The organism is Burkholderia sp. AU30280, from assembly GCF_020420125.1.
In the GTDB taxonomy this organism is placed as follows: domain Bacteria; phylum Pseudomonadota; class Gammaproteobacteria; order Burkholderiales; family Burkholderiaceae; genus Burkholderia.
Genome location: NZ_JAIZRY010000016.1, coordinates 40,012 through 52,742, shown reverse-complemented (window position 1 = coordinate 52,742; position 12,731 = coordinate 40,012). Strand labels below are relative to the sequence as shown.

Below are 12,731 nucleotides of genomic sequence, written 5' to 3'. Positions count from 1 at the left end.
CGTTTTTCCTTGTTGTGGTTGAATCCCTGCCGATGCCCGCGGCAGGACGGGTACTACAAGCCTTCACGCGTCATCGGTCACGGCGGCGCGAGCCGCGCCCGGTATTCGTGCGTCGCGCCGCCGTCGTCGACGGCATCGAACACGATCTCGCCCGGCCCCGCGCCGGCCTGCATGCCGATCGGAATCTCTGCCCGGCCGAATGGTGCGACATCCACCGCCGTGTTCGCCGGCACCGCACGCTCGCCGTTGAGCAACACGCGCGTCAGCGTCACGTAGTACGGCGTAGGATTGAGCGCGACAATCGACGCCGCGCCGGTGCCGGCATGTGTCCATGCGAGCCGGTTCGGCGCGTCGTCCGAATCGCCGTCGAGACCGGGCGGTCGAACCAGCAGCTTCATCCTGAGCCGGTATGCGATGCGCAGCGCGTGATCGCCCGCCGGCGCGGCCGGCGGTACTTCGAGCAGGTTGATCCAGTAACAGGACTCACGGTCGGCGGCGAGACCGCCGCCGACCGACTGCACACGGATCGACAGCGGTTGCCCCGGATCGAGCCGGGCAAGCGGCGGCACGACGACGAACGGCACGCGCAAGCGGCTCGGGTCGGCGTTCGCATCGCCATCGTCGAGCCAGGCCTGGACGAGAATGGGTGCGTCCCCGCCGTTGCGCGCGAAGATCGTCAGTGCGCGCGCATCGCCCGGATAAACGAAGCGGGTACCGGTCACGGACAACGCCGCGTCGCACCGGACCGTTCCGAAGCTCGCGACGCAGGCCAGCGCCGCCGCGCGCGCGATGCGGCCGGCACCGGGATATCCACGCAAACGGCGCGGCAACGTGCAAACGACGGAAGCGGAGCGAGACGCCGATCGATGCATCGGGCTAGCGCTCCGCGATACGGCCGGCCGACGCTCCAGCCGCCGCCGGCACCACCGTCGCCGCGCGGCAAACGCCGGACAGCGTCACATAGCCGCTTCCCGAACGCTGCGCAGCCGGCACCGCGTAATCGATCACGCACTGCTGATCCGTGCGCGTACCCCATTCGACGCGAATCCGGCCGTCGTCCGCGGCACTGCGCACGAACAGGCGGCTGCCCTGCCCGACCACGCCGAGCGCCTCACCGGTACCCGCGTCGAGCGCGCGCGCGGCGAACGGCAGCGGCCGACCGTCGTCGGTCTGCGCGTCGATCAGCAGCGCGCGCGCCTTCAGCGTGTCGTAAGACAGCATCACGATCGAACCCGAGCGCGGCGCCACGCTGTGCGACACGGTTTTCAGTTCGACATCCTCGGGCACATCCTTCGGATCGATGTCGATCTTGTTGAGCTGATACGGAATGAGGCTCGGCACGATCGCGTAACCGAAGCGGTCGACGCGTGCGCTCGTGTTCGCAACCAGTGCGCCGCGTGCGTTCGGCGCGTGCACGATACCGATGGTCTCGCTCAGGGCGGGTGCCGGTGTCAGGCCGCCGGGGTGCAGCACCAGGCCGCCCGTTGCGCTCACCGACGCCTGCTGGTAGTCGCGCCCGATGCCGAGACTCGCCGACAGGGACACGGCCGGCCTCTGATAGCCGACGCCGAAACTGCCCGACGACGCCCGGTTGTTGCCGTCGTAGCTCGACGACAACGAATACGATCCGTCGTTGCGCTCGCCGAAACGGCCCGCGAGGCTCGCCGTCGCACTGATGCCGTTACTGCTGTCGTGCGTCATGAGCGTACTGAAGATCGGGGCGCGCCGTATGTTGCGCCCCAGCGGAACCGATACGTTCAGGCTCACGAGCGTGCTGCCTGCATCGCCGCCTGACGACGGTACCCGTGCGGACAGGTTGCGCACGCGCTGCACCGATGCAGTCACCGTGGCGTCGCGCCATTGCGTGCTGTATCCGAGCGTGAAGCTGAGCGACTGTCCGCCTCCCGCCCAGTAGCTGAGCGCCGATCCGTTCGCATAGAGGTTGCCAGACCGGCCGATTTGCTGACTCACGTTGAGATCGACCCGATTGCGCAGCCGCGAAAACGACGCGGCGCCCTGCTCGCCGCGGCCGTTCAGCAACAACGCGTCGCGCAGACCGAGATAGCCTTTCGTCGAATAGCGATACGCAAGCAGCGAAAAGTTCGTGCCGCTGTTCGGCAGGTTCTTGCTGTACGACACACGGATACTCGAGCCGGTCAGGCGCTCGCTGCCTGGCGGCTGGGTCCGTGCGATCGTGACGTCCGCCGCGAAGCCGCCGACCGACGTATTGAGCGCGACGCCCATCAGCACCGACTGGTAGCGGTTCGCGAACGCGGCGCCGCCATAGGCCGTCACTGCGTTGCTGAGCCCGCGCTGCAAGGTGAACTGGCCGACGTACTGCGTGCCGATGTCGCCGCCGAGTTCGATCGCCTGCCCCGCCATCGCGCTGAACCGCGTGCTGCCGGGACGCAGCAGCTGGACCGTCGTCGCGAACGGAACCACGAAGCTGCGCGTTTCGCCGTTGGCCTCGGTCACCGTCACGTTCAGATCACCGCCGTAGCTCATCGCCTGCAGGTTGTCGATCGCGAACGGCCCGGGCGCGACGGTTGTCTCGTGAACGAGATAGCCGCGCTGGTAGATCGATACCTTGGCATTCGACTGCGCGACGCCGCGCACGACCGGCGCGTAGTAGCGCTGCTCGTCGGGCAGCATCCGGTCGTCGCTCGCGAGCTGTACGCCGCGAAACGACACGGCGTCGAACAGCGCGCCGCTCGTCGAGCTTTCGCCGGCCAGCAGTTGCGCATGCCAGTCGGGCAGATCGGTTTGCGCGTAGACGTAGCCACGCTGATAGTGGGCGCCGCCGCGCTGCGACCAGGTGAGGTTGCCGTTGTGGCGAATCCGGAACCGCCCGGCGCTCGCGGCCATCGAGAGGCCGGTGTAGAGCTGCGAGAATTCGTAACCGCTGGAACGCGTCGTGAACACGCTGGCGTTGTAGTTCAGCCACGCGGCCGGCACGCCGTTCGTCCAGTTCGCCGGATCGACGTAGGTACTCTGGCTGGCGAGCCGCATGTAGAACTGCGGCACCGTCAGATACAGCTTCTGCTCGGCCGCATCGAACGACAGCGCGGCGCCGGGCACGTATCGGGACGGCGCATCGCAGATCGGCCCGTCGGGCATCGGATTCGGCGGCTGGCTGGCGTCCTGGCCCCGCGCGCTTCGGTCGAGGTCGACGCCGGCCCGCTGCAGCAGCGTCCGGTCGTAGCAAGGCAGCACGTCGCCACGCACGTCGTGACGGAACGTGATGTCTTCCACGCCGCGCCACTGCCCGTTGACGATCAGATCCGCACGATGCACGCCTGGCGCGACGGCATTCGGACGCCCGAACGGCGTCGTATCGATCGGTTCGCTGTCCGGGCCATGCATCAGCATCGAATCGTCGAAGTGCGTCTCGCCGGCCGCCGGCGCAACCGGCGACGCGCTTGCGGCCGCGCGGCGCGCATCTTCCCGCGCGACCGGGTCGATCGTATCCGCAACGGCGTTGGTGCCCGACGTTATCGCGACTGACGCGAACACGGAAGCGACCGCCAGCAGACAAGGCCGCTGCGGAAACCGCGGGGCGAGCCCCGACGCGCATGAAGATTGGAAACCTGCTGAACTACGCATGAGGATTCAGTTAATTCGCATGCCGAATCGATTATCCGAGCCGGTGTGCTGGATCGTGCCTTTTGGATGCGTTGCGTGGACAGACTGCTCAGTCGGTCAATTTTCTTGTTATCGTGCTCTGCCCGCCGTAGTCGTCGATGGTCACGAAGCGCACGGCCGTCGGGCGATGCGACTGCGCGGCGGCGCCCTGCAACGGGAAGCGCTGGGAGCCGAACGGTGCGACCATCCCGCCACCGGCCGGGATGAACGTGCCGCCTACGTCACCCTCGACCATCCCGAACGACACGTAATACGGCGTCGGATTGGAAACCTCGAGCGATATCTGCTGTCCGCCCGCGTGCGACGCGTCGGCGAAAACCTTCCAGACCAGTTTGTCCTGAGCCGTTTCGACGTCGTTCGCGAGCGACGAGGGCCGGTAAAACATCTTGATGCGGGTTCGGAAGGCGAAGCGCAGCCGGTTGTCCGCGTCCGGTTGTACCGTCGGCACTTCGAGCACGTTCAGCCAGAACACCGACTCACGGTCGACAGGCAACTGCGCCTGCATGTTCGTAATGCGCAACACGGCGCCCCTCCCCGCCTCGACGCGCACCAATGCCGGCGCAACCACGAATGGCGTGCGCATCTGTTCGGGCGGAACGTCGGCGCGACCGTCGTCGATCCAGCTCTGCGCGAGAACGGGTTCGGAACCGGAGTTTTCCATCCGAACCGTCACGTCCCGAGCGCGCTCGGGAAATATCACCCGGGTGCCGTCCAGCAAAAGCGCCGCCTGCGCCAGCGTGGCACAGGTGGCCCACGCCATGACACCGGCCACGACTTGTAAATAAGGATAACGAATTGACAAGGTCATGACGTGGAACGGAAAATGTACCGATCAGTGGTAAGCGAGCATATAGCGAATGAACGAGTTGCCCGAACCGGTCTTGATCGCATCCGGCGCGGCCGTCGACACGTACGACGCCGCATAGGTCAGGGTCGCGGTGTTGTTCGCGATGGTCGCGACCTGGGCATCCGCGATGTTCTGCGGCTTGCCGAGCGTGATCTTGCCGTTCTTTCCGTTACCCGCGTCGCTGATCTGGATCTCGACGCCTTCCGCCGGCTTGGTGCCGATGAGCTTCAGGTTGCCGGTCGCCGGATTGATGTTGACCGACACCGGGTCGAAATCGATCACGACCTTCGTGCCGTTGGTACAGCCCGTATTGCCGCCGATAGCGAGGTTGAACGTGACGGGCGCCGACGTCGCACCGATGTTGTTGAAGGTGCTCGGGCTGATGCGATCGCCGAGTTGCACTTCTGTCCGGTTGCCGGACCCGGGCGCTTCGCCATTGATGTTGCAGGTGACGTCGGAGATGCTGCCGTAGAAATCGAGCTGGCCGTCGAATGCGTGGGAAACCGACGGCACCAGTGCGACGCTCGCGATACTCGCTGCAACGCAACCCCGAAGCAGATTCATTTTCATCGTTGAATTCCTCTAAAAATGGACGATTTTTCTCGGAAAAAACCGATCGATACGCGGGCCGACTGCCCGCGACACGGATCGGATCGCCTTATTCCGGAATACCGGATGATTCCATCCGAAAAAATGACGACCGAGTCATTTTATTTACCCAAACGATTTCCCGATATCGTACGAGTAAGAAATATCGGAACCATTTGTCCATTCGGAAGAAATTAGAATGACTGCGCCGAGTCGATAGCCGCGCGCGCGGGCGAGGTCACGACTCTCTGCGCATGCCGGCCGGATCACGCGCACGGTGCTCGAGTCGGCTTCCAGTCGCGGCCGGACAGGCAGTCCTATCGGCACTTTCATCGCGGAACGCGCAAAGCCATCAAAAAAATCATCACATTCATCAATAAAGACAACAATTGATTATCTTGAAATTCGATTAATCAAGGATGTCCTATTGATGAAGATGGAAAATTTGACAAATCGTATAACCGAGCGCACCTCCTCTCGGTCATTCGACCCATGAGTTAACTGTGCATATGGCATATTGACAATCTGAATTCGCGTTTCGTACCGGGGCATCATTGCGAGCCCCATTTCTTCGCGCGACCGCATCGACGCAGATATCGTTACGAACTTGTCCCAAACGCATCGTTCCGGGCCGACATCCACGTTTCTCGCCCGGCACCGGACGCTGCACGCAAAAAAACGCCCGCTGCAAGCAGCGGGCGCGAATCCCAGTCAAGGAGGTGTCACACGAACTACGGGTTCAGGATAAAAGGATCGCCGGCCGGCGACAACGAACGGATCGCCATATCGATATCGCGCGCGCGGCGATACGCTTGCACGGGTTCGCACGAACATGGCCGGTCCGCAACCGCAAAAAAAAACGGCGCCCCGCCGCAATGGCGGGACGCCGCTGGTGGCGCGCCGGGCTGCACCGGACGAATGGTCGGGCAGCGCCGCCCGCGATCACGGCTCGTGACGCAGATACCCTTCCTTGCTCGGATCGCGCATCCGCCACGACACGATCAGCGAGATCGCGCACAGCACGGTCACGTACCAGTAGAAGGTTTCCTCGCTGCCGATCGACTTGAACCACAGCGCGACATACTCCGCCGACCCGCCGAAGATCGCGTTCGCGACCGCGTACGACAGGCCGACGCCCATCGCGCGCACTTCCGGCGGGAACATCTCGGCCTTGATCAGGCCGCTGATCGACGTGTAGAAGCTGACGATCGCGAGCGCGACGGTGATCAGCACGAATGCGGCCACCGGGCTCGTCACGTCCTTCAGCGCATGCATCAGCGGCACCGTGCCGATCACCGCGAACGAACCGAACAGGATCATCGACGTGCGGCGGCCGATCTTGTCGGACAGCGCACCGAACACCGGCTGCATCAGCATGTAGACGAGCAGCGCGACGGTCATCACGTTGCTGGCCGTCTTCGCATGCATGCCGGCCGTGTTGACGAGGTACTTCTGCATGTACGTCGTGAACGTGTAGAAGATCAGCGAGCCGCCGGCCGTGAAGCCGACCACTGTGAAGAACGCGCCCTTGTGCTGCCACACGCCGCGGATCGTGCCCGCGTTTTTCTTGTCGCGCGACGCGCTCGTCGACGTTTCGTCGAGCGACTTGCGCAGGTACAGCGAGATCAGCGCGGCCGCCGCGCCGACCACGAACGGAATGCGCCAGCCCCACGCCTTCAGTTCGTCGGCCGACAGCGTCTGCTGCAGGATCACGAGCACGAGCAGCGCGCACAGCTGGCCGCCGATCAGCGTCACGTACTGGAACGACGCGAAGAAACCGCGGCGGCCCTTCAGCGCCACCTCGCTCATGTAGGTCGCGCTCGTGCCGTATTCGCCGCCCACCGACAGCCCCTGGAACAGCCGCGCGACCAGCAGCAGCGCCGGCGCGAGCGCGCCGATCTGCGCATAGGTCGGCAGCACCGCGATCACGAGCGAGCCGCCGCACATCATCAGCACGGAGATCATCATCGCGTTGCGGCGGCCGTGGCGGTCGGCGATGCGGCCGAACAGCCAGCCGCCGATCGGACGCATCAGGAAGCCGGCCGCGAACACGCCCGCCGTGTTCAGCAACTGCGTCGTCGTGTTACCGCTCGGGAAGAACGCCGGCGCGAAGTACAGCGCGCAGAACGAATAGATGTAGAAGTCGAACCACTCGACGAGGTTGCCCGACGAGGCGCCGACGATGGCGAACACGCGCCGCCGGGTGTCGTGCGCGGACAGCGCGACTTGGTCGGTCTGGACGTCCATGGATGGGTCAGTTCCTTTTTTAGTGCTTTCTGGGCGAGACGGCGGGGGCCGCCGCGTGCGGTCGCATGTGGCACCGGTTCCGGCGCACGGCGCTACGGGATTTTAGCGAAATGTAAAGTAACAGGCTCTCCGGGTTCGTCCGGATGTAGAAAATTCTTCTCCCGCCATGTGTTCGTCATATGAAAACGCCAGCCCGCAGGCTGGCGTTCGATGCAAACTTTCTGCAGGCGAGGCTCAGATCCGCACCTCCGGCGGCACGTAGCGGCACTCGTAGCGCTTGCGCACGGTGCCGGCCTCGTCGACGCTTTCCAGGAACACGTCGAACTGCCACAGCCGCGCCATGTGCTTGAGCACCTCGTCGCTGTCGTTCGACAGGTGGCGGTTGTCGGTCATGAAGTGGCGCAGCGTGAGACTGCGGTCACCGCGCGTGTTCACCGCCCACACCTGGATGTTCGGCTCGCGGTGATGGATGTCGTACTGCCTCGACAGCGCCTGCCGCACGTACTGGTAGCCTGAATCGTCGTGGATCGCCGACACCTCGAGCGAATCGCGCATGTCGTCGTCAAGCACCGAGAAGAGCCGCATGTCGCGGATCAGGCTCGGCGACAGGTACTGCGCGATGAAGCTCTCGTCCTTGAAGTTGCGCATCGCGTAGTGCATCGCCGGCAGCCACGGGGTGCCCGCGATCTCCGGAAACCACTTGTAGTCTTCCTCAGTCGGCGCTTCGCAGATCCGCCGGATGTCGCTCATCATCGAGAAGCCGAGCGCATACGGGTTGATCCCGCTGTAGTACGGTTTCGTGACGGGCGGCTGGTAGACCACGTTGCTGTGCGAATGCAGGAACTCCATCATGAAGCTGTCTTCCAGCTTCCCCTGGTTGTACAGCGTGTTCAGCAGCGTGTAGTGCCAGAACGTCGCCCAGCCTTCGTTCATCACCTGCGTCTGCCGCTGCGGGTAGAAATACTGGCCGATCTTGCGCACGATGCGGATCACTTCCCGCTCCCACGGTTCGAGCAACGGCGCGTTCTTCTCCGCGAAATACAGCAGGTTCTCCTGCGGCTCGGGCGGATAGCGATCCTCCTGCTCCTCCATCAGCTCGGGCTTCTTGCCCGGCAGCGTGCGCCACAGTTCGTTCACCTGCGACTGCAGGTACGCCTCGCGTTCGCGCCGCAGCGCGGCTTCCTTCGACAGCGAAGGCTTCTGCGGCCGCTTGTAGCGGTCGACGCCGTAGTTCATCAGCGCATGGCACGAATCCAGCAGTTCCTCCACGCGATCGAGGCCGTAGCGCTCCTCGCATTCCGCCACGTAGTTCTTCGCGTACACGAGATAGTCGATGATCGCGTGCGCGTCGGTCCACAGCCGGAACAGGTAGTTGCCCTTGAAGAACGAGTTGTGTCCGTACGCCGCGTGCGCGATGACGAGCGCCTGCATCGTCATCGTGTTCTCTTCCATCAGGTACGCGATGCACGGGTTCGAGTTGATGACGATTTCGTACGCGAGCCCCATCTGGCCGCGACGGTAGCTCTTCTCGGTCGACAGGAAGTGCTTGCCGAACGACCAGTGACGGTAGTTGACGGGCATCCCGACCGACGCATACGCATCCATCATCTGCTCGGCGCTGATCAGTTCGAGCTGGATCGGGTAGATGTCGAGCTCGTATTGTTCGGCGACCTGCGAGATGTGCGTGTCGTATTCCTCAAGCAGTTCGAACGTCCAGTCGGACGGGCACGGCAGCGGCTTGCGTTCGGCAACGTTCATACGCGCTTCCTTTTGCCCTGGGCCGGGCAAGTCGGCGGCCGGCGGCGGCGGTTCGGCCTGCCCGCGTTGCTGCGATGCGGCAGGGCCGGCCGTGTCGTCGCCGGAAGGGCGCGGCGCATAGCCGCGCGACTCGTTGTGCAGATGGCGGGTCGTCATGACATTTCCACCTGCTTTTCGAACAATTCGCGAAATACCGGGTAAATGTCGGCAGCCGATTCCACTTTTTTCATCGCGAGATGCGGCTGTGACAAGGCTAGTTGCGCGTATTCCAGCCACAGGTTCTGCTCTTCCGGCGCGACCTGGATATACGCGAAGTAACGCGTCTTCGTGAGGATATCCTCTTCCAGGATTTTGCGACACTTGGGCGAATCGTCGGTCCAGTTGTCGCCGTCGGATGCCTGCGCGCCGTAGATGTTCCACTCGGTCGGCGAGTAGCGCTCGTTCATCACCTTGCGCATCAGCTCGAGCGCGCTCGACACCACCGTGCCGCCGCTCTCGGTCGAATGGAAGAAGGTGTCTTCGTCGACTTCCTCGGCGCGCGTGTGGTGACGGATGAACACGACCTCGATGCGCTCGTAGTTCCGCTTGAGGAACAGGTAAAGCAGGATGAAGAAGCGCTTCGACAGATCCTTGCGCTGCTCGTCCATCGAGCCCGACACGTCCATCAGGCAGAACATCACGGCCTGGCTCGAAGGCTGCGGCTGCTTCACGCGGTTGATGTAGCGCAAGTCGAACGGATCGATGAACGGAATCCGCCAGATGCGCCCCTTCAGGTGATGGATCTCGGCCTCGAGCACCGCGATCTCCGCGCGCCGGTCTTCCGGATCGCTCTTCATCGCCTCCAGCTGCGCTTCGAGTTCGCGCAGCTCGTTGACGAGCGGCGAGCCGAGCGCGATGCGGCGCCCGAGCGCGCTGCGCAGCGACCGCACGACATCGATGTTGTTTGGCGTGCCTTCCGCCGACCAGCCCGCGCGCACGTTCTTCCAGCTCGGCACCGTCAACAGGTGCGTCTTCACGAGGCGCGGCAGTTCGAGATCGTCGAAGAAGTACTGCATGAACTCGTCACGCGACAACTCGAACACGAAGTCGTCCTGCCCTTCGCCCTCGTTGCTCGCCTGGCTGCCTCCGCCGCCCGAGCCACCCTGCGGACGCGGGATCTTGTCGCCGCGCACGTAGTCCTCGTTGCCGGGGTGCACGTATTCACGACGCCCGCCAGGCGCGTGCCGAAAATTCGGCTCCGCGATGTCCTTGCGCGGGATCGTGATGCTCTGCGTGCTCTGGATATCCTTGATGCTACGGTCGCGCACCGCGTCCGACACGGCACGACGAATGTAGTTCTTGACGCGACGCAGAAAGCGTTCGCGGTTGGCGATACTCTTGTTCTTGCCGGCCAGCCTGCGGTCGATGATTTGATGAAGCACTGCCGGTCTCCCGCTCGAAAGTCGATATGCCGGGACGCTCGCCGCACATGCCGTCTCCCGTCATGCGGGCGGCGTCTCTGAAAGCGCCCGTACGGCGACGCCGTACGGGCTCGGTACCGCGCGCGTCATGACGACTTGCGCACACGCAGGTACCAGTCGCAAAGCAGCCTCACCTGCTTCGGCGTATAGCCCTTCGCGACCATCCGGTTCACAAAGTCCTCATGCTTGCGCTGCTCCTCCGCCGAACCCTTGGCGTTGAACGAAATCACCGGCAGCAGTTCCTCGGTGTTCGAGAACATCTTCTTCTCGATCACGACGCGCAACTTCTCGTAGCTCGTCCACACGGGGTTCTTGCCGGCATTCGCCGCCCGTGCACGCAACACGAAGTTCACGATCTCGTTGCGGTAATCCTTCGGATTACTGATGCCGGCCGGCTTCTCGATCTTCTCGAGCTCCGCGTTCAGCGCGGCGCGGTCGAAGCTCTCGCCCGTGTCGTGATCGCGGAATTCCTGGTCCTGGATCCAGAAGTCCGCATACGTGACGTAGCGGTCGAAGATGTTCTGGCCATACTCCGAATACGACTCGAGGTAGGCCGTCTGGATCTCCTTGCCGATGAATTCCGCGTAGCGCGACGCGAGTACGTCCTTCACGAAGGACAGGTACTTCTGCTCGGTTTCCGGCGGGAACTGCTCGCGTTCGATCTGCTGTTCGAGCACGTACATCAGGTGCACGGGGTTGGCCGCGACCTCGCTCGAATCGAAGTTGAACACGCGCGACAGGATCTTGAACGCGAAGCGCGTCGACACGCCCGTCATCCCTTCGTCCACGCCCGCGTAATCGCGGTATTCCTGGTACGACTTCGCCTTCGGATCGGTGTCCTTGAGGTTCTCGCCGTCATACACCTGCATCTTCGAGAACAGGCTCGAATTCTCCGGCTCGTGCAGGCGGGACAGCACCGAGAACTGCGACATCATCTTCAGCGTGCCCGGCGCGCAGACGGCCTCGGCCAGCGACGAGTTGCGGATCAGCTTCTCGTAGATCTTGGTCTCTTCCGAGACGCGCAGGCAATACGGCACCTTCACGACGAAGATCCGGTCGAGCAGTGCCTCGTTGTTGCGGTTGTTGCGGAACGCCTTCCACTCCGACTCGTTCGAGTGCGCGAGGATGATGCCGTCGAACGGAATCGCGCCGAAGCCCTCGGTGCCCTTGAAGTTGCCTTCCTGGGTGGCGGTGAGCAGCGGGTGCAACACCTTGATCGGCGCCTTGAACATTTCGACGAACTCGAGCAGGCCCTGGTTCGCCAGGCACAGGCCACCCGAGTAGCTGTACGCGTCGGCATCGTCCTGCGCGTACTGTTCGAGCTTGCGGATATCGACCTTGCCGACCAGCGACGAGATGTCCTGGTTGTTCTCGTCACCCGGCTCCGTCTTCGCGATGCCGACCTGCCGCAGGATCGACGGATAGCGGCGCACCACGCGGAACTGGCGGATGTCGCCGTTGTATTCGTGCAGCCGCTTGACGGCCCACGGACTCAGGATGTTCTTCAGGTAGCGGCGCGGAATGCCGTATTGTTCCTCGAGGATCGGGCCGTCTTCGTCGTAGTCGAACAGCCCGAGCGGCGATTCGTTGACGGGCGAACCCTTCAGCGAATAGAACGGCACGCGCTCCATCAGTTGCTTCAGACGCTCGGCGATCGACGACTTGCCGCCGCCCACCGGGCCAAGCAGATAGAGGATCTGCTTCTTCTCTTCGAGCCCTTGTGCAGCGTGGCGGAAATAGGCGACCACCTGCTCGATCACCTCCTCCATTCCGTAGAACTCACGGAACGCGGGATAGACCTTGATGACCTTGTTCGCAAAGATCCGCGACAGGCGCGGGTCGTTGCGGGTATCGACATGTTCAGGTTCCCCGATTGCTGCCAGCATGCGTTCACCAGCCGTCGCGTACGCGGATGGATCGTTCTTGCAGAGCGCGAGATACTCCTCCAGCGAGAGCTCTTCCTCTCGCGTTTTTTCGAAGCGGTTCGCGAAGCTGCTGTAAATATCCATGCTACCTCCCTCGCCTGAGTCTGAAGACTTGCCTGCCTTCGTACGACTGCGCAGAAGCAAGCGCGTTCGAATTCATCCTAAACCCTTTCTTATTTTTTTTCACGAACTCTTCGTATGAAGTTCGTCATTCTCGACAACACCGCTTGGACAACACATTTCGTCGTTTTACAATCGATCTCC

8 protein-coding genes are annotated in these 12,731 nt (G+C 63.2%); all 8 read right to left on the bottom strand.

The genetic code is table 11. From position 1 onward, the window contains the following. Nucleotides 1-77: 77 nt before the first annotated feature. On the bottom strand, nt 78-722 hold the full coding sequence (locus LGN17_RS29950) for a molecular chaperone (protein ID WP_319000875.1): 645 nt from the start codon (nt 720-722) through the stop codon (nt 78-80). A 154-nt stretch (nt 723-876) separates the two neighbouring features. Next, nucleotides 877-3,513 (bottom strand): fimbria/pilus outer membrane usher protein, encoded by a 2,637-nt coding sequence (locus LGN17_RS29945; RefSeq protein ID WP_226200665.1) that lies wholly within the window; start codon nt 3,511-3,513, stop codon nt 877-879. Between the two features lie 178 nt (nt 3,514-3,691). Further along, nucleotides 3,692-4,450: a molecular chaperone gene (locus tag LGN17_RS29940; protein ID WP_175913381.1), complete on the bottom strand. Its 759-nt coding sequence runs from the start codon at nt 4,448-4,450 to the stop codon at nt 3,692-3,694. Nucleotides 4,451-4,474: 24 nt separating this feature from the next. Beyond that, on the bottom strand, nt 4,475-5,059 hold the full coding sequence (locus tag LGN17_RS29935) for a fimbrial protein (RefSeq protein ID WP_226200664.1): 585 nt from the start codon (nt 5,057-5,059) through the stop codon (nt 4,475-4,477). Nucleotides 5,060-6,019: 960 nt separating this feature from the next. Continuing rightward, nucleotides 6,020-7,324 carry an MFS family transporter gene (locus tag LGN17_RS29930; RefSeq protein WP_226200663.1) on the bottom strand — a complete coding sequence of 435 codons (1,305 nt, stop codon included), beginning with the start codon at nt 7,322-7,324 and terminating at the stop codon, nt 6,020-6,022. A gap of 234 nt (nt 7,325-7,558) precedes the next feature. Continuing rightward, complete coding sequence (locus LGN17_RS29925) at nt 7,559-9,238, bottom strand: SpoVR family protein (protein WP_089494795.1); 1,680 nt, start codon at nt 9,236-9,238, stop codon at nt 7,559-7,561. Continuing rightward, complete coding sequence (locus LGN17_RS29920; RefSeq protein WP_039358726.1) at nt 9,235-10,503, bottom strand: YeaH/YhbH family protein; 1,269 nt, start codon at nt 10,501-10,503, stop codon at nt 9,235-9,237. Before LGN17_RS29920 ends, LGN17_RS29925 begins: the two co-directional genes overlap by 4 nt. 125 nt (nt 10,504-10,628) lie before the next feature. Then, nucleotides 10,629-12,551 carry a PrkA family serine protein kinase gene (locus tag LGN17_RS29915; protein WP_175970062.1) on the bottom strand — a complete coding sequence of 641 codons (1,923 nt, stop codon included), beginning with the start codon at nt 12,549-12,551 and terminating at the stop codon, nt 10,629-10,631. Between the last annotated feature and the right edge of the window lie 180 nt (nt 12,552-12,731).